We start from the raw sequence: 20,896 nt of genomic DNA, 5'->3' as shown, positions 1-20,896 counted from the left end.
TGGCGACCTCGCCCCCGTCACGATTGTTGTTTTCGAGCGATCTTGCGGCTATTCTGTCGAGATTCCATGCCAACGGCATGAGGACGGATTGCATGCGGAAGGTCGTTGTGGCTTCAACCGGTCGTCTTTGCTTCGTCATCCCATTCTTTTCGCCGGCCGGTGCGCCTGTCCCGGTTTGGGCCGGCGCAACGCCGGGCGATATTTCAGCTTTTGTTTCGGATCGCGGCTGGTGCGATCATTTCCGTCGCGACGGAAACAATTCAGGCCGGCGGGCCGCGATCACCAAAAAGCTCGATCCGTGTTGTAAGGGAACCACTACGTGGCTGGCAGCGCTTAGGAAGCAACATGCGAGCCGATCATCGGCCGCGCAAATGCTCGAATCTGGGGACATGGTGGGATAGGTCGAATAGGAGGCGCAGATGGCAGGCGGTAGAACGGCGAATGCTGCGGGCTCGAAAGGGCCGACCGTGCCGCGGGATCGCAATCTCAGCGGCGCTGCCTGGTGGTCGAAAAACCAGGCGAAATTTGCCAATAGCACCGATATTGCAGACCTCAAGCAACCCTTCCGCAGCAATGTGCAGGACTTCGTGCAGGCCTTGGTCAAGGCCGGTGCGAGGGTGGAGGTGTTCGCCACACTGAGAAATCCCATCCGCACCTATCTGATGCGCTATAGCTGGGACGTTTCGCACCATCTCATCGCACCGTCGAAAGTGCCGCCCAAGGCCGGCTGCGCGATCAACTGGGATCACGGCAATGATGCCAAGTCGCGTGCGGCGGCTCAGGAAATGGCGTCGATGTTCCGCATCGTCTACGCGCCATCCGTCGCCTCTCACGATATCGAGGGATTGGCGATCGACATGGATATTACCTGGACCGGATCAATTCCGATGACGGACAGGAACGGCATGTCCTTCATTCTCGGCGCGCCGCAATCGGGCGCCACCAATACGACGCTGCATGCCATCGGCGCCACCTACGGCGTCCACAAGCTGCTGTCGGATACACTGCACTGGTCCGCGGATGGGCATTGAAGGCGGAAACGCAGAATGAAAAGGGCGCCGGTGGCGCCCTTTTCACATTCCGGTTTGTTGTTCAGAACAGGAAATCTGCTGCTGACAGATCGTGGATGTCGACATGCTTGAGCACGATCTCGTTGCCCTTGCCGGCATCGATCACCGTATCATTGCCGTCCTGCCAGATGCGGTGGTCGATGAGCATGTTGTCGAAGCTTGAGAGTGTGGAGACGCCGCTGAGGTCGAGCACGTCGTGATCGTCGCCCGTGGCATGGAAATCGGTCACCGTGTCGGCACCGAACTTGCCGGAGAAGACGAAGATGTCGGCATCGGCGCCGCCGGTCAGCTGGTCGTTGCCGGCGTCGCCGGTCAATACGTCACCACCAGCGCCGCCCTTGAGCACGTCATCGCCGGCGCCGCCGTGGAATTCATTGTTGGCCTTGCCGCCGAGGATCTTGTCGTCGAAGGCCGTGCCGATGATCTGCTCGATGCCGGAGAGGGTATCGTGGTCGACACCGCCGCCCGATACGATACTGACGCCGCCCTTCGGCGCGCTGATAATGAGGCCGACACCGGTGGCGGAATAATCAACCATGTCGTAGCCGGAGCCGCCATAATAGTGGTCGAAGCCGTTGCTGGCGACGAAATAGTCGTTTCCGCCATTGCCGCGGAAGGTGTTGTCGGAATTGTCGCCGGCGAAATAGTCGTCGCGACGGCCGCCGATCAGGTTTTCGATGTCGACGAGCACGTCACCGGGAGCGCCATTGCCATAGACGGTGGTCGGTGCGTCGTTGGCCAGCACGATGCTGAGTTCCCCGTCGTAGCTGCTATAGTCCATCGTGTCGCTGCCCTGGCCGCCGTCGATATGGTCCAGCCCGCCGCTGCTCAGGATCGTGTCATCGCCGTTCTTCGCGGTGATCACGTCGCCGAGATCGGTTCCGGAAAGCGTGTCGGCGTGGTTGGTACCAGTGATATTCGCCATCTGTCGTCTCCATCTTGTTGCATCGGTCCGTGGGATGGCGCGGAACATAGTCGAACTGTGCCCGTCTGAAAATCGGACGCTAGCCCTCCATGCATGTTTACTTCGGATTAACCATAACATCTAAGGTTGTCGTAAAATGCTATGTAAATTCGCCGCCGAAGTTCTCCCGATCATCGGGAGATGGAGCAGGTGACGGTGGTTCAAGGAAATTCAATGCCAGCATCAGGCCTATTCGTTTGACCCCGCGGCAAAGACGGAAAAATCTGGCTTCATCGAGATGGGAGAAGCCAATGACAGACATTCACACCGGGTCCTGCCTTTGCGGCGCCGTGACCTTCACGGTCAGCGGGAAGTTCAAGGACATGACATTCTGCCACTGTGGCCAGTGCCGGCGGCAGACCGGCCTTTATTATGCCTCGGCCAATGCCATGGTGAGTGATGTGACAATCACCGGTGAGGACAATATCACCTGGTATCATTCCAGCGATACAGGACGGCGAGGCTTCTGCCGCCATTGCGGGTCGGCGCTGTTCTGGAAGGGCGTCGGGCGCGACGAAATCTCGATCATGGCCGGCTCGCTCGACCAGCCGACCGGCCTCGCCGCCGGCTACCATATCTATTGCGCCGACAAGAGCGATTTCTACGAGATCAACGACGGCCTGCCGCAATATGCGCAGGACGGGCCAACAATCAGCGGCGGATGAGCTGTTTCACGGCGCTGGTGTTTCGCCCCTGAGCTTGGTGACGTCGGCGCAGAGGCCTTCAAGCCGGTCCCGCAACGCCTTGATTTCCGTGAGCACCTGCAGGTCGATCTTGTGATGCAGGCCGAGAACCTCGATCTCGGCCTTGAGGTTGATCTCATAATCCTTGGCTGCCATGAACCGGTCGCGCTCGGCCTGGCGGTTCTGGCTCATCATGATGATCGGCGCCTGGATGGCGGCGAGCATGGAAAGTATCAGATTGAGGAAGATGAACGGGTAGGGGTCGAAGGCGCGGGTCATCAGCACGATGGTATTGACCGCGACCCAGAACAGCAGAAACAATCCGAACCCCATGATGAAGCCCCACGATCCGCCGACGCGGGCGATGGAGTCGGCGAGCCGTTCGCCGAAGCTGGAGTTGGCGAGGAAATCCTCGCTGGCATTGCTGGCGAGCACCTTGCGTTCGCGCGTCAGCTTCAGCACCCGTTTTTCCGAAGGGCTGAGCTCGTCAGCCGTCTTGCCGAAAAACTTCTTTTCAATATCCGCAAACATCCGTTTCTCTCCGCGTGGCTGCCTGATTGTTCCGGCATTCGGGCATATAGCACAATGATCTTCCAGCTGGATCGCATTTCTCGCGCATCGGATCAGCCGCAATGGACAGATCGTCGCGCGCCGCATAATTTGATGGTCGGAGGACAGGCTCATGACCGATACGCTTCGCATCGCAGTCGCCCAACTCGACCCAACCGTCGGTGATGTCGCCGGCAACCTGGCGAAAGCGCGTCAGGCGCTGGCCAAGGCCGGAGAACAGGGCGCCGACATCCTGCTGATGACCGAATTGTTCCTATCCGGCTACCAGCCGGAAGACCTCGTGCTCAAGCCGGCCTTCCTGAAAGCCTGTCTGAAGGCCGTCGAAACGCTGGCGCACGAGACCACGGCGGAGGGGTCGGCCGTGGTTATCGGTTTTCCGCGACAGAGCGATTCCGGCCGTCACAACGCCGTGGCTTTCCTGCATGCCGGACGGATCGTGGCGGTCCGTGACAAGGTCGACCTGCCGAACTATGGCGAGTTCGACGAAAAGCGGGTGTTCGTGCCGGGGCCATTGCCGGATGTGGTCGAGTTCCGGGGCATCAAGCTCGGGCTGCCGGTCTGCGAGGATATCTGGGGCGATCTCGGCGTTTGCGAGGCGCTTGCCGCGAAAGGTGCTGAGATATTCCTGCATCCGAATGGCTCGCCCTTCTTCCGTGCCAAGACTGGCGTTCGCTATGACGTCGTGCTCCGCCAGGTGGGGTCGACCGGGGTGCCGTTCATCTATGCCAACCAGATCGGTGGTCAGGACGAGATCGTCTTCGATGGCGCCAGCTTCGGCTATAATGGCGACGGCAGTCTCGCTTTCCAGATGCCGCAATTCGAGGAGGCGGTGGTCACCACCACCTGGACGCGCCAGGAGGGCAGGTGGCGCTGCGAAGGGCCTTATGCCGCGCTGCCGACGGATGTGGAGGCGGACTATCTCGCGGCCATGACCGGCCTGCGTGACTATGTCAACAAGAACGGCTTCAAGTCCGTGGTGCTGGGGCTTTCCGGCGGCATCGACTCGGCGCTTTGTGCGGCACTGGCGGTGGATGCGCTGGGCGCCGAGCGGGTGCGTACGGTGATGATGCCTTATCGCTACACATCCGAACAGTCGCTTGCCGATGCGGAGGCCTGCGCGGAAGCTCTGGGTGTTCAATATGACGTCGTCGACATCGAAGAGCCGGTCGCAGGCTTTGCCTCGGCACTGTCGGATCTGTTCGAAGGCACGGAAGAGGGCGTCACCGAGGAAAACCTCCAGAGCCGCACACGCGGCACGATCCTGATGGCGATCTCCAACAAGTTCGGCGCCATGGTGGTCACCACCGGCAACAAGTCGGAAATGTCGGTCGGCTATGCGACGCTCTATGGCGATATGAATGGCGGTTTCAACCCGATCAAGGACCTTTACAAGATGCAGGTCTATGCCGTGTCGCGCTGGCGCAATGCGCATCTGCCGCCCGGCGGTCTGGGACCGGCGGGCGAAGTGATCCCGGCCGCGATCATCGCCAAGGCGCCATCCGCAGAACTCCGGCCCGACCAGACCGACCAGGATTCGCTACCGCCTTATCCGGTGCTCGACGATATCCTCGAATGCCTGATCGAGGAGGAGATGGGCACGGACGAGATCATCGCCCGCGGCCATGATCCGGCGACGGTGCATCGCATCGAGCATCTGCTCTACATGGCCGAATACAAGCGGCGGCAATCGGCGCCGGGCGTGAAGATCACGCGCAAGAATTTTGGTCGCGATCGGCGGTACCCGATCACCAATCGCTTCCGCGATCGCAGTTGAGGGGGCGAAATCGGTGAAGCCGGGCTGCAAATGGCGCCTTTCTGCGCTTCCGGTGCTCACGTACTTGAGTACGCTCCGCTCCGGTTCTCGAAAAGCACCATTTTCGCCGCGGCTTGACCGATTTCATCACCGTCGGCGCGTGGATGGGCAGATTTCTAGCTCCGAAATCCTTGAAAAAACCAGGGTCATAACTTGACACATAAAGTCAACTTCTGCATGGTCCGGCTCATTAACAGGGCGTTCGATGCCCTGCAAGGCCGAAAGCCAGCCGCCAGACTTCCCGGGGCAAGCCATCAGGGCCGGATGGATTTGGCGGGGGTATGCCGTGGGTGTTGGAAGGCGTTGGCTTGCCGTTTTGCTGGCGGGCGTCGCATTGAATGTTGTCGTGCCGCATCAAGGCGCCTGGGCGCAGTCGGACGATGGCGAGGTCATCACGCTCGACAACGATTCGAGCAATTCTCAGGACAAGAGCAGTGACGCGGCCAGCGACGACGAAGGCACCGACAGCAATGGCGCCACGAAGCTCAAGCGTCTGATTATCGGCGGCGACAAAGGCAGTGATTCCGATATCACCAATACGCCGGCGCCGGTCTCGACCATTTCGGCGGAGAATTTCCAGGAGCGTTTTGCCAGCGATACCAATGCCGCGGTCCGCTCGACACCCGGCGCCTATACCCGTCAGCAGACCGAGAATCCCGGCATCATCGTCAACATCCGCGGCATGCAGGGCATGAACCGCGTCAATACCATGATCGACGGGGTGCCGCAGACGTTTCGCAACCTGTCCGGCCATGGCGGCACGTTCGACAACATGGCCTTCGTGGATCCGAACCTGCTCGTCGGCGTTGATATCACGCGTGGCGCGGTGGCTGGCAATGATGGGCTCGGGACGCTGTCAGGCGCGGCCAATCTCAGGACGATCGGCATCGACGACGTGCTGCTTCCCGGTAAGGTTTATGGTGGGCTGCAGACCATCCAGCTCGGCACCAACGGCAAATATTTCTCCCGCACGACGGCGGCCGGTTGGAAGCATGATTTCGACACGGTCGGCGGCGTCTCGATCATGGGCGCCTTCAGCGGCAGCAATTTCGGCAATTTCAGGAATGGCGATGGCATCGAATATCCCTACAATGCCAGCCAGCAGTCGAAATCCGGGCTCGTCAAGTTGGGTCTGATGCCGGACGACACTCAATCGCTGCTGCTTGGCGGCGTCTGGTATGACAACGCCTTCGACGTCGAGAGCGCCGGCTATAACTGGCAGATCCACAATCAGACCTATACGGCCAAATATGCCTACCAGCCGGGCGACAAGATTGTTGATCTGAAGATCAACGTCTATGCCAATATCACTGACGTCAACCTGGCCGGCACCGGTGGTGCGTTCGATGGCCGTAGCGGTACCGATACCGGGCTTGGGCTCGATATCAGCAATACCAGCACCTGGGACATCAACGACGCCACCATAGTCAAGTTCGACTATGGTGCCGCGATCAACTCCGATGCTTACAAGGCCAATGACGCGCGCGGCGCCAATCCCGATGGAACCCTGATCAAAAGCGGTGGCTTCCTCGATACGACGCTGACGCGCGGCATTTTTGGGCTGACCACAGGCATCCGCTACGATTATTGGAACCTGAATGGCGTCACCAGCTATCCGGAGCCGGGAGACGATGGCTGCGCGGCGGACCATGTCGGCAACTGCACCGGGCCATCGCTCACCCGCGACGGCGGCAACTGGAATCCGAAGATCGGCGTCACGGTGACGCCAAAGGACTGGCTGCAGTTCTACGCTACCTATGCTTATACGATGCGGCCGCCGACGGCCTCGGAGATGTTCTATCCCGGCGGGCATAATTTCGACGGCACCGGCGACCCGATCCAGAACAATCCCGATCTCGTGCCAGAGCGGCAGAAGGGCCTGGACATCGGCGTCAACCTGCGCGGCGACGATCTCATCAGGCCCGGCGATACCGCTTATGCCAAGATCGGCTATTTCCGCAACCGGATTTCCAACTACATCACCTACGCCTCCACCACCGACGATCCCGATGTGGTGAAATGGGTCAACCTGCCGGGTGTCACCACCATGGATGGCGTCGAATTCCAGGGTGGTTATGACATGGGGATTGCCTATGCCAACCTGTCGTTCACGGTCGCCAATACCAAGCAGCCGCTCGGCGAAGCTGCCGGGATCGGCAGCGATGTCGGCACGTTGCCGGACGATTTCGCCACGCTCGATGTCGGCACGCGTCTCTTTGACCAGAAGCTCACGCTTGGTGGCCGCGTCAACTATACCGGCGACAGCATCCAGGCGCTGCTCACTGAGAAGGATACGTTCAAACGCCCGGCTTTCGCGCTGTTTGATCTCTACGGCTCCTGGAAGATCACTGATAATTTCCGTGCCTTCTTCAGCGTTGAGAACGTGTTCAACAAGAGCTACTGGAACCCTAATACCGGTTCGAGTGATGTCTTCACCGACATCACCAATGGCCGTGGCCGGACATTCATGGTCGGCGCCACGGCGCGGTTCTGAGACAGGTATCCGTGCTTGACAAGACTGCGGAATGCTCCCGTTATTCCAAGCTGATAATGGGAGCTTCGGCATGGATCACGACGATATTCAGGATCTCTTCCGCTCGGTCGGACCGGTGACGATCAAGCGCATGTTCGGCGGCAAGGGCGTCTATCTCGACGGCATGATCATTGCCTGCGAGTTGCGAGACGAAATGATGCTGAAGGGCGACAAGGAGGCCGCGCCGCTCTACGAGGCGGCGGGGTCGAAGCAGTGGACCTACACGCACAACAAGACCAACAAGCCGGTCGCCATGCCCTATTGGCCGATCCCGTCGGATGCATTCGACGATCCGGACGAGGCGGCGAAATGGGTGCGGATTGCGGTGGAGGCGGCGCGGCGGAGCGCGAAGTAGGCGAGTGCCAGAGCCAAACCATGGCTTCCCGAGACAGGTCAAGTGAATCATAATTCACCCGCCGTCCACTGTCCGGACATGTATGGCGGCTCATGATCGGGCTGTTTTCGATCAGCGAAGACGAACCGAAATTTATGAAAGGAACGACCATGTTTCGTTCGAGAACTGCCATTGCCGCTGCTCTGATCGCCGTCACCGCCGCCGGAACTACGCTGTCCACCGCCACCGAGGCCGATGCGCATCCGCTGTTGCTTATCGGCCTTGCTGCCGGCGCCGTCGGCGTTCTGGTCGGCACTGCCATCGCGCATGAGGAGCGGCCTGTCGTCGTTGAACGTGGCCCGGCCGACCATTGCGTCATGCAGCAGCATGTCAACCGCTGGGGCAGGGTGCGTGATGTGGAAGTGTGCCCCTGACAGCTGATGGTTTTGAATGTCGCGGTGCGCCGAGAGCTTTCGGCTTTCTGCGCACTGTTCGCCTGAAATGAATGCTTATTTGCCGGCTTGCGTCTTTAGATGCGCAACCGCATCCAGCGCGAATCTCGACGTCGGCTGCGGCAGGTGGTCAAAGTCGAACCAGCCGAATTCCGGCAGCTTTTCCGGTTCCACCACGCGTGGTTCGCCGGAAAAATCGCGGGTCGCATAGATCAGCGATACCCAGTGCTGGCCTTCATCCGTGAAAATCTGTTCCGAATGGCAGAGGAATTCGACAGTGCCAATCGTAAGCCCGGTCTCTTCCTCGGCCTCGCGCCGGGCAGCAACATCGGAGCGTTCAAGATGGTCGATCTTGCCGCCGACAATGTTCCAGTGACCGGCCTCAGGCGGGCGCGTCCGCCTGTATAAAAGCAATTTGCCATCCCGAAGGATGGCAAGGCCTGCTCCGACACCCGGGAAATTGCGTCCGGGCACGGCTTACTTGATGGCGGCGCTGGTCAGCATGAAGGCCGGCACGTCATCGCCAAAGCCGATCGGGGTCGGGCCGTCGTCATGGTCGTGGTAGCGGCGGCGGCGGTTGTCGTCATTGGCAGGATAAGGCCGCGGTGGTGCGCGGTCCGGACGTGGCGCATCCTTTTTCACGGCATTGCTATCCTTGGCCATATGTTTCTCCGGTCTCTTGGAATCAATATCGATAACTGCGCCACCATCGTTGCTTTTGGTGTCACTTTTATGAAATGCGGCGTCCTTGCCGTCCTTCCTGCCATGGCTCGAACGGCTGCGGTCACTGTCCCGACCCTTGCCGTGCTGGCTGGAGGAATGGCTCTTGCTGCTGCTCGCTTCGCTCGGCGGCAGCGCCGAAAGATCACCCTTGTGCCATTCGACCTTCTCGCCGATCAGCTTTTCGATCGCGTCGAGATGGCGATTGTCGCGCTTGGTGACCAACATGAAGGCAGCGCCCGAGCGGCCGGCGCGGCCCGTGCGGCCGATGCGGTGAACATAATCTTCCGCATGGATCGGCACATCGAAATTGAAGACATGGCTGACATCGGGGATATCGAGGCCGCGGGCGGCGACGTCGGAGGCGACGAGCAGCTTGATGTTACCGTCGCGGAAACTCTGCAGCATGTTCGTGCGCGAGCGCTGGTCCATGTCGCCATGCAGGGCGCCGACCGAGAAGCCATGGCGTTCTAGCGAGCGGAACAGGTCGGCCACGTCCTTCTTGCGATTGCAGAAGATGATCGCATTCTTGATCTCGGCTTCGACTTCGCGGATGGCATCGCGCAGCGTGGCGCGCTTTTCCCAATCCTGGCCGTTGGAGGCGAGCAGGCGCTGGATGACGGTCTTGGCGGTCGAAGCCGGCGCTGAGACTTCGATGCGTTCCGGGTTCTGCAGGAAGGCGTCGGCCAGCTTCTGGATCTCCGGCGGCATGGTGGCCGAGAAGAACAGCGTCTGGCGGTGAAAGGGGATCATTTTGACGATCCGCTCGATATCGGGGATGAAGCCCATGTCGAGCATGCGGTCGGCTTCGTCGATGACGAGAATTTCGACGCCGGTCATCAGGAGCTTGCCGCGCTCGCAATGATCGAGCAGGCGGCCTGGCGTGGCGATCAGGACATCGGCGCCGCGTTCGAGTTTGCGGTCCTGGTCGTCGAACGAGACGCCGCCGATCAGCAAGGCGACGTTGAGCTTATGATTCTTGCCGTATTTCTCGAAATTCTCTGCCACCTGGGCGGCGAGTTCGCGGGTCGGCTCGAGGATCAGTGTCCGCGGCATTCTGGCGCGTGCGCGGCCTTTTTCTAGAAGCGTCAGCATCGGCAGGACGAAGGAGGCAGTCTTGCCCGTGCCCGTCTGGGCAATGCCAAGGATGTCGCGCCGCGTCAGCGCAGGGGGAATCGCGCCGGCCTGGATGGGAGTGGGTATCGTATATCCGGCGTCTGTAACAGCGGAGAGGACTTTTTGGCTAAGGCCAAGGTCTTGAAAGCTGGTCAAAGGAAAGAATTTTCCGTTCGTTTTCGGGTCTGTCAGAAGATTCGTGGCGCGCATGGCGCTGAGGTTGCGCTGCACATAATCGTTAATATGTGTAAAGTCAAGGAAATCACCGGATTGGGATGAACAGACTTAATTTTCGGCCACGGTGTCTTCCAATAAGCACAGTTGCAGAGCAGCCGTTTGTTAGCCGGATGGAATTTGTCGGTCCGATGAACAGTGGCCGGTTGTGTTTCATCCATCGCCGATCGTCGTTGACATCGAATCTCCGGACGGGCAAGCGTTGGGTGCGGCGAGGCCGTTGGCGCTGAAGCGCGTCGCGTGAATCAGATCTCACGACACGCTTTCGCGAGGCATGCTCTGGGCGAGAGAACCGATGAAGCAGATACCCGATACCAATCTTGTCTTCGTGCATATCACGAAAACCGGCGGGATGAGCATCACGCGCTATCTCGGGCTGCAGCACAAATCGACCGATCATTTCGTCGCCAAGGACGAGCGGCACCTGCTGGAGCCGGATTATGTACGGTTCTGTGCGGTGCGCGATCCCATTCCGCGCTTCGTCTCGGCCTATAAATATTCGGTGCACATGGCCAGAGGCGGCCGGTTCATGCGCCCGGTGAGGGATTTCATTATCGAGCGTGGGCTGGGCGACGATATCAATCATTTCGTGCGGGAATGCCAGAAAGCGGACTTTCCGCTGACCGAGGAACTGCATTTCCGGCCGCAGATCTGGTGGCTGAAACGGGCGAAGCCGCAGATCGTGATGCGCCTCGAATCGATCGAGACCGACATTCACATCGTCGACCGGCTGATGGGCCGCGAGCCGCAGGATTTCCCGCATGTCAATGAAATGGCGGGTGCCTCGTTCGACGGCGTCAACTTCGAGCCGGACGACAAGACGCTTGCCTTCTGCCGCAATCTTTATCGCGAAGATATCAACCTGCTCGGCTACAGGAAGCGCAAGGGTGAGGCAGGCGCAGACGAGACCGACGACTGAGAGTGCTTGGTCCTATTCGATATAGGTATTGAGCTTCATCCCGGCATTCAGGAACCGCAGCGGGTCGACCGCCTGGTTGTTGCGGCGCACCTCGTAGTGCAGGTGCGGGCCGGTGGAGCGACCGGTGGAGCCGGAGAGCGCGATCAGGTCGCCTTCCTTGACCTTCTCGCCCTTCTTGACCAGAATTTTCGACAGATGCCCGTAGCGGGTCGAGATGCCGTTGCCGTGATCGATCTCGACGAGATTGCCATAGCCATTGGCCGGACCGGCATAGATGACGGTGCCATCGCCGGTCGTGTGGACCTCGGTGCCCGGCGCTTCACGGAAATCGATACCGGGATGCATGGCGAGCTTGCCGAAGAAGGGATCGATGCGATTGCCGAACAGCGAGGTGATCTGGCGTCCGGGCGCCGGATTGGCGAAGGGCAGTTTGCGGGCGAAAGTCTTAACGCGTTCGAGCTGGTCGAGTGCCAGGTCGAGGCTGGAAAGAGAGTTCTCGAATTCATCGGCGGTTTCCGGCGCGACATAGGGGCCGCCGACGGCGCTGTCGTCGTCTGGTTGAGCGGCGGCCAGGTCCTTGGCGTCAGGCACCTTGAAGCCGGTGTTCTGCAGGATTTCCTCAATATTCTGGGTGCGCTCGGAGGCGTTGGCGGTCAGCGTCTGGATATGTGAGAGCTGCTTTTGCTCGATATCCTTCAGCGAATAGGTGACTTTGGTGAAGAGTTTGTCGGCATGGTCGGCGACATCGCCATTGTCGTCGGCAAAGGCGAGCGCGCGGGTCTTCATGCCGCCATTGTCGGGTGTGTGGCTGGCCAGAAGACTCTTGAACGACTCGAGCGGGCTCGCCTCGCTATGCTCGCTGTCCATGTCGGTATCCGTGGCGGATTTGCTGGTATCGGGGGTGCCGATGTCTAGGCCCGAATCCTCGGCCCGCTGCAGCACATCGCCCATCTTGCCCTGCCGTGAGGTCAGCGCCATCTGCTGTTCGAGCAGCTTTTCGACCTTGTCCTCGACCACCTGCTGGTCGAGCAACTGCCGCGAGGTGATGCGGTCGACCTGGGCGCGCAGGGCGGCGATGCGGTCCTCGTAATCGTGCTGCATGCGCGCCTGGCGCGCCATGGAGGCACCAATCAGGTCGTCGCGCAGGACGAGATAGGCGGTGGCGCTCAGATAGACCATGGTGAAGATGCCGAAGGCAGAGACGCCGAGGGCGGCCATCCAGGGGCGGACTGTCATATGCCGGACCTTGTCGCCGCTGGCAAGAATCAGAAGGTGGTTTTCCTTCTTCTTGCCGAACACCCTGTTCTGCCCGTCTGACACTTGCACACCCTCCGCGCCATCATTGCGAAACTACGGAGCGGATCTGCATTTCCGCTTGCGAATGATTACAGACCATTAAGGTTAACAAACGGTTTAATATCTGATTTTGCTTGCATAAATTCAAGCATTCGAGAGCGGTGAGAGCGCCCGGTAGAAGCCCGGCGTGAGACCGGCTTCGGCACGGGCGAGGTCGTTGAACGGCGCCTTCAGCCCGCCGCGGAAATTGGCCCGTACCAAAGCCTGGAAGGCGGCTGCCGGGTCCTTCCTCTCGCGGGCGCAAAGGAATCGAAACCATTTGGCCCCGACGGCGACATGACCCTTCTCGTCGGCGTAGATGACATCGAAGATCGCCGCACTCGCTTCGTCGCCGAGTTCGCGCAGATTGTCGCGCATCGAGGGCGTCACATCGAGGCCTCGGGCTTCGAGGATAAGCGGCACGACCGCGAGGCGCGCGGTCAGGTCGTTGCGGGTGTGGTGCGCGGCTTCCCAAAGACCGTCATGGGCGGGCAGGTCGCCATAATCGGCGTCGAGGTCGCGCAGGCGCTGCCGTACCATGCCAAGGTGCTTCGCCTCCTCGAAGGCCACCTGCATCCAGCCGTCGAAGAACGAGCGCGGCACCGGCTGGTCGGCGAAGCGAGCAACGATGTCGAGCGCCAGGTCGACGGCGTTAAGTTCGATATGGCAGATGGCGTGCAAAAGCGCGATGCGGCCGGACTTGGTGTGCAGCGAGCGCTTCTTCGTCTTGCCGGGCGAGATCAGTTCCGGTCTTTCCGGCCGACCGGGCCGGAGCGGCGGCTCGGGGTCGAGCGGTGAGCGCAGCGACAGCACGCGTTCGTTCCAGAGCCGATGCGTCTCGCGCGTCAGCGCCACCTTGCGGTCGAGATCGGCGGCGGAGATCGCCGCGATCGCGCCGGCGCGCAGGGTGGTTACGGTCAATTCGGCTGTCATCTCAATCGCTTATCGGTTCCGGTTGGCACATTGATTCATTTCAGGCGAGCGTCTTGGCGGCCGCAAGCACTTCCTCGGCATGGGCCTTGACCTTCACCTTATGCCAGACCGCGGCGATCCTGCCGTCCCGGCCGATCAGATAAGTGGTGCGCTCGACGCCCATATATTTGCGGCCATACATCTGCTTTTCCACCCAGAGGCCGTAGGTCTCGATCACCTTGCGATCCTCGTCGGCGGCGAGGATGATGCGCAGGTCGTATTTTCTACAGAAATTGTCATGCTTGCGGGYACTGTCTGGCGAAATGCCGACGATGATMGCATCCGCCGCCTCGAATTCCGCTGCGAGCGCAGAGAAATCCTGGGCTTCGAGCGTACAGGCCTCGGTATTGTCCTTGGGATAAAAATAGAGCACCACTTTTTTGYCAGAAAGTCCGGTAAGGGAGACCGCCCCGCCGCCATTGGTCGGCAGGTTGAAATCGGGGGCTTGATCGGTAACGGCCAGTTCGGTCATGTTGCGTTCAGGTACTTTCTGCACGTATGGATCGGCCGACGGGAATCAGTTTCGGCCATGAAAATCGCATCCTTATAGGGTAGGTTGCGGTAAACGAAAAAGGCACCGCTTCTTGAAACATGTCCGCGGCGAAAAAGTCGTCTTCGACAAGGGTGACTATCGTCATCTCGACGCGATGCCGTCGGCATGGCACGAGAATGCGAAAGTGCTCGGCGTGCCGCGTGGCCCGGGCTGGACGCGGCGTTGCATCAAGGGCGTGCTCATCCTGGTGATGCTGGTGGTCATTGCCATCGGCTCCCTGTTCATCGCACTGGAGCAGGGATATCTCGACTCGACCCTGACCGCGCGGGCCGAAGCCTCGCTCTCTGCGGCACTGGGTGAGGATTTCAAGCCTCAGGTCGGCGCCGTGCGGCTGAGGTTTTCCGACAATTGGTTGCTGGCCGTTGCCGCCGTCGACGTCAAGATCACGCATGTGAAGACGGGAATCGTGGCGCTGAAGACCGATTCGATCGCCGCCGTGCTCGATCCGATGCCACTTTTGAGTGGGCGCATGGAACTTGCGCGGCTCGAAATCGGCCGCGCCGAGGGTGACCTGCGCTTCCTGCCGCGGCGGCCGATCGACTGGGCTTCCATGCGGATCGACCGCATTCCCGGCCTGCTCGCCGAACTTTATCCCGGTCTCGACAAAGGCGTCGAAGCGCTACGCAACGCCCGGACGGAGGAGATCGTCGCCAAGAACGTATCCCTCACGCTCCCTGAGCCGACGAAACTCGGTGACCGGATCGATCTCGGCGATTTCGTTTTTTCGCATCTGGCGCGCGGCAGCTATCAGCTGACGACCTCGATCCGCTACGGCAAACTCACGCCGAAACTGTCCGTCGCACTCGACACCGCTGACGGCAAGGTGCAGGCCGTCAACGCGGACCTCTCCGGCCTCGACTCCGCGCCGTTGCTGCTGAAATATGACAAGACCACGGGCCTGCCCCGCCAAGGGATCAATGCGCCGCTGACTGTCCTGTTGAGCGCCAGCCGCGATCGCGAACTGGCGCTGAGGCTTTCGGCCGGCGAGGGCATGTTCTATTCCGACGGCGACGATCAGCCGCTGAAATCTCTCAATCTGCTGCTCTCCTATGATTTCAAGGGTAGCAAGATCGAGCTGACGGATGGATTGATCGACATGGGCGAAGCGGTGATGCCGCTGGAAGGTTCGGCTGTCGATCTCGACAAGGTGACGCCGGGCAAGCCGCCGGGTTTCGCGCTGTCGCTCAATGTCAATGATGGCGTATCGGATGTTCCGGCCGCACATGAAAAGCCGGAACATTTCAATTTCAGCGCCCAAGGTTACGTCCTGCCGCTTACGGCCGATCTCTTCCTTGATGCGATGAGCCTGTCGACCGATTCCGGCACGCTGTCCGGCTCTGCGCATACGCAGTTCGTGCCGCCGACGCCGGCACTGGCGATCAAGGCGCATTCCGACACGATCTCGGTGGCCAGCGTCAAGCAGCTCTGGCCCTATTGGATCGCCAAGAAACAGCGTGCCTGGGTTCTCGACAATCTGACGAACGGAACCGTCAAGAATGCCGAGATCGACATCAACCTGGCGGCGGGCCGTATCCCCGATCACCCCGGGCCGTTGATTTTCCAAAAGGGCGAATTGCGCATCGGCTTCGATGCGGAGGACACCTCGATCCGGTTCTCCAACACCATGCCGGCGTCGCGCAAGACGGATGGACATTTCCTGATTGAGGATCGGGACGTCAAAATCGACGTCAAGGATGGCGAGATCGCTCTGCCATCCGGCAAGGTCGTCAAAGGCGGCGGCGGCATTTTCGAGATCGCAGATACGGCTCAAAAGCCGTTGATGGCGACGCTTGGCAACCTGATCGTTTCCGGCAACGCTTCGGCGCTTGCCGAGCTATCCGCCTATAAGCCCATCGACGCGATGTCGCGCATGCCCTTTGCCGCCAAGGATATTTCCGGAACGGCCGAGGCCAATCTCAACGTCACCTTCGGTCTGGAGAAGGAGCAGAGGCCGCCGCCGCCGGCGTTCGACGTCACCGTCGATCTCAACAAGGTCGGCCTGCTCAAGACGATCGAGAATCGCAAGGTGACCAATGTCGATGCGACGTTGACGGTCGATCCGCAATCTGCGGTGCTGAAGGGCAAGGCCGAAATCAACGGCATAGGCGTCGACGTGTCGATGACCGAGCCTGTCGTAAAGGACAGCGATGTCGTGCGGCAGTGGCTGATCGAGGGCAATGTCAGCCGCGATGAGATCGCCAAGGTGGCTCCCTCGCTTGCATCTTACGTGTCCGGCGATGTGGGCGTGCGGATGGAAAAGGCCGGTGATGAAGGCCAGAAGGCAAAGATAGACCTGACGTCGGCCAGCCTGTCGATCCCGATCATCGGTTGGCGCAAGGGGCCGGGAATACCGGCGACCGCGGAGTTCACGCTGATCGAGCGTGACGGGCAGACCGATATCCGTGATCTCGAGTTCAATGGCGACGGTTTTGGTGCCAAGGGCAGTTTGACGGTGGACAAACGCGGCCTGGTGTCAGCGAAATTCTCTCGGGTGAAGCTTGCCAATTCCGACAGCTTTGCGCTCAACCTGACGCGTAAATCCGGCGGGCTGTCGATCGAAGTCAGCGGGCAGTCGATCGATCTCAGGCCATTTCTCGACAAGATAAAATCGCCGGATTCGGCGACGTCCACCTCGACCGACAGTGATTCGAAGACGACGACCACGATCGTCGCCACCATCGGCAAGGCAACCGGCTACAACCAGGAGAGCCTGTCTTCAGTCATCCTCAAGCTCTCGACTGCGAAAGGCAAGGTGCAGACGCTGAACTTCAGCGGCGTCACCCGATCCGGACAGGCCGTGGTCGTCAAACGCGACGAGTCCGCCGGTTCGATCGATATTACTGCGGGCGATGCCGGCGCGGTGGCGCGGTTCACGGATTTATACCACAACATGGATGGCGGGCTGCTCAATCTCAGCCTGCACCGTAGCAGTGCCACCTCCTGGCAGGGCTCGATCGATATTCATAATTTCGAGCTCATCAACGAGCAGCGGCTGAAGTCGATCGTGTCGGCACGGACCGGCTCCGACGGCCGCAGCCTTTCGGATGCGGTGAACACCGATATCGATACGAGCACGCAGAAATTTCGCCGCGGTTTTGCCCGCGTCCTGCTGGACGGCAAGATCGTCAAGGTCGACAATGGCATCGTCCGCGGCGATCAGGTCGGCGCCACTTTCCAGGGCACGGTCCGCGATGCCAGGGGACGCACCGACATGACCGGCACCTTCATGCCTGCCTATGGGCTCAACAGCCTGTTCGGCCAATTGCCGCTGATCGGCAATATCCTCGGCAATGGCCGCGACCGGGGACTGCTCGGCATCACCTTCAAGCTCGAAGGGCCGTTCGACCATCCGAAGCTGACGGTCAACCCGTTGTCGCTGATCGCGCCGGGGGTGTTTCGCAATATCTTCGAGTTTCAGTGACGGGTAGGTCTCTCCACCCGCCAAGCAGCTTACGCTGCTTTCACCAGCACATGCTTCTTCTTGCCGAGCGACAGCTTGATCACCTGGTCGGCGGTAAGATCGCCGCTGCCGATCACACGCTTCTCGTCGCTGACCGGCTGATCGTTGATCCGCACCGCGCCGCCCTGGACATGCCGGCGGGCTTCACCGTTCGACGCAGCCAGGCCGGCCTTGACGAACAGCGCCAGCAGGCCGATGCCGGCATCGAGTTCGCGGGCGGCGACTTCCACCGTCGGCAGGTTGCTGTCGAGCGCGCCTTCCTCGAACACTTTGCGTGCCGTCTCGGCAGCCTGTTCGGCCGCGGCGCGGCCATGCAGCATCGCCGTGACTTCGGTGGCGAGGATCTTCTTCACCTCGTTGAGCTCCGAGCCGCCGAGCGCCGAAAGCCTGATGATTTCATCCATCGGCAGCGAGGTGTAGAGTTTCAGGAAGCGGCTGACATCGGCGTCTTCGGTGTTGCGCCAGTATTGCCAGAAGTCGTAGGCCGACAGCATGTCCGGGTTCAGCCAGATGGCGCCGGTCGCCGACTTGCCCATCTTGGCGCCGGAAGACGTGGTCAGCAGCGGCGAGGTCAGCGCGAAGAGCTGCTTCGTCCCCATGCGGTGGCCGAGATCGATGCCGTTGACGATGTTGCCCCACTGATCCGAGCCACCCATCTGCAGACGGCAATCGTAGCGCTTGGCGAGTTCGACGAAATCGTAGGCCTGCAGGATCATGTAGTTGAATTCGAGGAAGCTGAGCGACTGCTCCCGATCGAGCCGCGTCTTGACGCTGTCGAAGGACAGCATGCGGTTGACCGAGAAGTAGCGGCCGACATCGCGCAGGAATTCGAGGTAATTGAGCGAACGCAGCCAGTCGGCATTGTTGATCATCAATGCGTCCTTGGCGCCTTCGCCATAGGCGAGGTAATTGGCAAAGACACGCTTGATCGAGGCGATGTTGCCCTCGATCGTGTCGACGGTCATCAGCTGCCGCGCCTCTTCCTTGAACGAGGGGTCGCCGACCATGCCGGTGCCGCCACCCATCAGCGAGATCGGCCGGTGGCCGGTCTTCTGCAGCCAATGCAGCATCATGATCTGGATCAGCGAGCCGGCATGCAGCGAGGGTGCTGTCGGATCAAATCCGATATAGGCAGTCACCGTCTCCTTGCTCAGAGCTTCGTCAAGACCGGTCTCGTCGGAGATCTGATGGATAAAGCCGCGTTCGGAGAGCGTGTGCAGGAATTCGGATTTGAACTGGGACATGAGGATGGCCTTCGGATAATTTGACGGCGCCTTTAGCAAAGTTTTTCGCTATATGCATCCCTCTCAATGACCAATGTTTGGAATGAGATCGATCAATGGCAGACTTGAAGACCGCGATCGGGCTGATGAGCGGCACGTCGATGGACGGCATCGACGTTGCGCTGTTGAAGACGGATGGGGAGGGCAGGGTAGAGCGCGGGGCGTCGCTCGGCGTCGCCTACCCGCCGGAATTTCGCGAGGCGCTGGCTGAAACGCTCGAAACCGCAAAAGCAATCGAGCAGCGCGACCAGCGGTCGGGGAACATGGCGGACGTCGAGCGCGAGCTGACGCTACGGCATGCCGCAGCGGTAAAGGATTTTCTCGCCAGGGAGAAGCTTGGCTATCAGGATGTCGATCTTATCGGCTTTCACGGCCAGACGGTGCTGCACCGGCCGCATCAGGCGCTGACGGTGCAGATTGGCGATGGGCCGCTGCTTGCGCGTGAAACCGGCATTCCCGTCATCTACGACATGCGCGCCAACGACATGGCCCATGGCGGGCAGGGCGCACCGCTGGTGCCGGCCTATCATGCGGCGCTGGCGGCGGGGATTGCCGAATTTGCCGGGCGTCCGGCAATGTTCGTCAATATCGGCGGGATTTCCAATCTCACCTATATCGGTTCCGATGGTTGCATCGTCGCTTACGATTCTGGTCCGGGCAATACGCTGATCGACCAATGGGTGGAGGCCCAGGCTGGACTGGCGTTCGATGAGGGAGGCGCAATTGCTTCGCGTGGGAGGATGGTCACGGCAATGGCCGACCGTTACCTGGCGCATCCGTTCTTCACGTCGAATATGCGTATCTCGCTAGATCGCAACGATTTCCGGCCGCCTCAGCCGGACGAGGCCAGTCTCGAAGACGGCGCCCGGACATTGGCGCATGTGACGGCGGGGGCGATCGTCAAGTCGATGCGACACCTGCCAGAACCACCGAAACTGATTGTCGTCTGCGGCGGCGGACGACTGAATGCTGCGATCATGGCTGATCTCGATCAGCTCGCCAAGGGCGCAAAGGTCGTTCCGGCTGAGGCGCTCGACTTCAACGGCGACAGTATGGAAGCGGAAGCCTGGGCCTATCTGGCTGTTCGCGCAGTGAAAGGCCTGCCGCTGACCTTCCCCGGCACGACCGGTGTAGCCGAGCCAGTGAGCGGCGGCGTGCTGGCGAAGCCGGTGATCGTCGAAACGGAGCGGCTGCAACTCGTTCCCTGGCAGAAAGGCGATGCGCCGCTGATCCACCGCCTGCACGATACGCTGGAAACAGGACGCTTTGTCGGCGAAGGCCTGCCATGGACCTTGCCTTATGCAGAATACCGCATGGAGGGTTGGCTGGCCGATTTTGAACGGCAAGGCATGACCAAGCTCAAGCTGATCCACAAGAACGACGGCAGGTTCATGGGCCGGGCCGGCTTCTCGTTCTTTGCCGAGAGCGGTTGTTTCGAACTGGGCTATTCGATCCAGCGCGAGGAATGGGGCAAGGGCTATGCGACGGAAATCGCGACGGCCTTGGCGAAATGGTTCTTCGCCAATCGGCCCGAACGGCGTTTCGTCGCTTTCGCCTATGCGGAGAATACCGCGTCAATTCGCGTGCTGGAGAGGATCGGGATGAGCGATCAGGGCATAAAGCCCTTGCACGGCAAGCCAGCGCGGTTTTTTGAGTTGGTGGTGGAATAGGCGGAGCTAGCGGCGGAGAAATTCAAGCGCTGCCTCGACTTCGCCTTCGCCCTGTCATGCGATTTCGAGGAAAGCCTGCCGCGCTTCGAATTCTTTCACGGCACTGGCAGTCATTTCGCTCAGAAGCGTTTCGACCGTCACGCCCTTGTCTTCAGCGATCCTATCGATCTGCTCGTGGACTTCATCAGGGATATTAAAGGTTACGGCGTTCATCG

Annotated in this window: 18 protein-coding genes and 1 pseudogene; 10 read left to right on the top strand and 9 right to left on the bottom strand. The window is 60.4% G+C overall.

Annotation, left to right across the window (positions count from 1 at the left end):
* The first annotated feature begins 419 nt into the window (after window positions 1–419).
* A complete protein-coding gene (locus AC1DYF_RS10580; RefSeq protein ID WP_477876681.1) occupies window positions 420–1,031 on the top strand; it encodes a hypothetical protein in 612 nt (203 codons plus the stop codon).
* Window positions 1,032–1,092: 61 nt separating this feature from the next.
* On the opposite strand, the gene AC1DYF_RS10575 is transcribed toward AC1DYF_RS10580, so the two are convergent.
* Window positions 1,093–1,995, bottom strand: a complete 903-nt coding sequence (locus AC1DYF_RS10575; protein WP_477876680.1) for a calcium-binding protein — start codon at window positions 1,993–1,995, stop codon at window positions 1,093–1,095.
* A gap of 290 nt (window positions 1,996–2,285) precedes the next feature.
* Between AC1DYF_RS10575 and AC1DYF_RS10570 the strand changes: the two genes are divergently transcribed.
* Complete coding sequence (locus tag AC1DYF_RS10570; RefSeq protein ID WP_477876679.1) at window positions 2,286–2,699, top strand: GFA family protein; 414 nt, start codon at window positions 2,286–2,288, stop codon at window positions 2,697–2,699.
* A 6-nt stretch (window positions 2,700–2,705) separates the two neighbouring features.
* Here AC1DYF_RS10570 and AC1DYF_RS10565 read toward each other — a convergent pair whose 3' ends face one another.
* Window positions 2,706–3,248: a DUF1003 domain-containing protein gene (locus AC1DYF_RS10565; RefSeq protein WP_477876678.1), complete on the bottom strand. Its 543-nt coding sequence runs from the start codon at window positions 3,246–3,248 to the stop codon at window positions 2,706–2,708.
* Between the two features lie 151 nt (window positions 3,249–3,399).
* Here AC1DYF_RS10565 and AC1DYF_RS10560 point away from each other — a divergent pair, with 151 nt between their 5' ends.
* The 4 genes from AC1DYF_RS10560 to AC1DYF_RS10545 all read left to right on the top strand — a co-directional run bounded on the left by AC1DYF_RS10560 (window position 3,400) and on the right by AC1DYF_RS10545 (window position 8,401).
* Window positions 3,400–5,061, top strand: a complete 1,662-nt coding sequence (locus AC1DYF_RS10560) for an NAD+ synthase (RefSeq protein ID WP_477876677.1) — start codon at window positions 3,400–3,402, stop codon at window positions 5,059–5,061.
* Window positions 5,062–5,386: 325 nt separating this feature from the next.
* Complete coding sequence (locus AC1DYF_RS10555; RefSeq protein WP_477876676.1) at window positions 5,387–7,594, top strand: TonB-dependent receptor domain-containing protein; 2,208 nt, start codon at window positions 5,387–5,389, stop codon at window positions 7,592–7,594.
* Window positions 7,595–7,664: 70 nt separating this feature from the next.
* Window positions 7,665–7,988 (top strand): TfoX/Sxy family protein, encoded by a 324-nt coding sequence (locus tag AC1DYF_RS10550; RefSeq protein WP_477876675.1) that lies wholly within the window; start codon window positions 7,665–7,667, stop codon window positions 7,986–7,988.
* 149 nt (window positions 7,989–8,137) lie between these two features.
* Window positions 8,138–8,401 (top strand): hypothetical protein, encoded by a 264-nt coding sequence (locus AC1DYF_RS10545; protein ID WP_477876674.1) that lies wholly within the window; start codon window positions 8,138–8,140, stop codon window positions 8,399–8,401.
* Window positions 8,402–8,476: 75 nt separating this feature from the next.
* On the opposite strand, the gene AC1DYF_RS10540 is transcribed toward AC1DYF_RS10545, so the two are convergent.
* Complete coding sequence (locus AC1DYF_RS10540) at window positions 8,477–8,893, bottom strand: NUDIX domain-containing protein (RefSeq protein WP_477876673.1); 417 nt, start codon at window positions 8,891–8,893, stop codon at window positions 8,477–8,479.
* Between the two features lie 3 nt (window positions 8,894–8,896).
* Window positions 8,897–10,465 carry a DEAD/DEAH box helicase gene (locus tag AC1DYF_RS10535; protein ID WP_477876672.1) on the bottom strand — a complete coding sequence of 523 codons (1,569 nt, stop codon included), beginning with the start codon at window positions 10,463–10,465 and terminating at the stop codon, window positions 8,897–8,899.
* A gap of 319 nt (window positions 10,466–10,784) precedes the next feature.
* On the opposite strand from AC1DYF_RS10535, the gene AC1DYF_RS10530 reads away from it, so the two are divergent.
* On the top strand, window positions 10,785–11,408 hold the full coding sequence (locus AC1DYF_RS10530; RefSeq protein WP_477876671.1) for a sulfotransferase family 2 domain-containing protein: 624 nt from the start codon (window positions 10,785–10,787) through the stop codon (window positions 11,406–11,408).
* Window positions 11,409–11,420: 12 nt separating this feature from the next.
* On the opposite strand, the gene AC1DYF_RS10525 is transcribed toward AC1DYF_RS10530, so the two are convergent.
* The 3 genes from AC1DYF_RS10525 to AC1DYF_RS10515 form a co-directional block, all read right to left on the bottom strand.
* On the bottom strand, window positions 11,421–12,728 hold the full coding sequence (locus tag AC1DYF_RS10525; RefSeq protein ID WP_477876670.1) for a M23 family metallopeptidase: 1,308 nt from the start codon (window positions 12,726–12,728) through the stop codon (window positions 11,421–11,423).
* A 120-nt stretch (window positions 12,729–12,848) separates the two neighbouring features.
* A complete protein-coding gene (locus AC1DYF_RS10520) occupies window positions 12,849–13,676 on the bottom strand; it encodes a ferritin-like domain-containing protein (protein ID WP_477876669.1) in 828 nt (275 codons plus the stop codon).
* 40 nt (window positions 13,677–13,716) lie between these two features.
* Complete coding sequence (locus AC1DYF_RS10515; RefSeq protein WP_477876741.1) at window positions 13,717–14,187, bottom strand: peroxiredoxin; 471 nt, start codon at window positions 14,185–14,187, stop codon at window positions 13,717–13,719.
* Window positions 14,188–14,299: 112 nt separating this feature from the next.
* Here AC1DYF_RS10515 and AC1DYF_RS10510 point away from each other — a divergent pair, with 112 nt between their 5' ends.
* Window positions 14,300–17,689: a YhdP family protein gene (locus AC1DYF_RS10510; RefSeq protein WP_477876668.1), complete on the top strand. Its 3,390-nt coding sequence runs from the start codon at window positions 14,300–14,302 to the stop codon at window positions 17,687–17,689.
* Between the two features lie 29 nt (window positions 17,690–17,718).
* Here AC1DYF_RS10510 and tyrS read toward each other — a convergent pair whose 3' ends face one another.
* Window positions 17,719–18,972, bottom strand: coding sequence for a tyrosine--tRNA ligase (gene tyrS, locus AC1DYF_RS10505; RefSeq protein ID WP_477876667.1), 1,254 nt, complete (start codon window positions 18,970–18,972; stop codon window positions 17,719–17,721).
* A gap of 95 nt (window positions 18,973–19,067) precedes the next feature.
* Here tyrS and AC1DYF_RS10500 point away from each other — a divergent pair.
* Together AC1DYF_RS10500 and AC1DYF_RS10495 are read left to right on the top strand one after the other, a co-directional pair.
* Window positions 19,068–20,174, top strand: a pseudogene (locus AC1DYF_RS10500) (anhydro-N-acetylmuramic acid kinase); the annotation flags it as partial.
* Window positions 20,154–20,681 (top strand): GNAT family N-acetyltransferase, encoded by a 528-nt coding sequence (locus AC1DYF_RS10495; RefSeq protein WP_477876740.1) that lies wholly within the window; start codon window positions 20,154–20,156, stop codon window positions 20,679–20,681. The pseudogene AC1DYF_RS10500 and the gene AC1DYF_RS10495, both read left to right, overlap by 21 nt.
* A 54-nt stretch (window positions 20,682–20,735) precedes the next feature.
* Here AC1DYF_RS10495 and AC1DYF_RS10490 read toward each other — a convergent pair whose 3' ends face one another.
* Complete coding sequence (locus AC1DYF_RS10490; protein ID WP_477876666.1) at window positions 20,736–20,894, bottom strand: hypothetical protein; 159 nt, start codon at window positions 20,892–20,894, stop codon at window positions 20,736–20,738.
* Between the last annotated feature and the right edge of the window lie 2 nt (window positions 20,895–20,896).

The organism is Rhizobium sp. P2_G9 (assembly GCF_056403475.1).
This window is presented reverse-complemented; position numbering and strand designations above follow the sequence as displayed.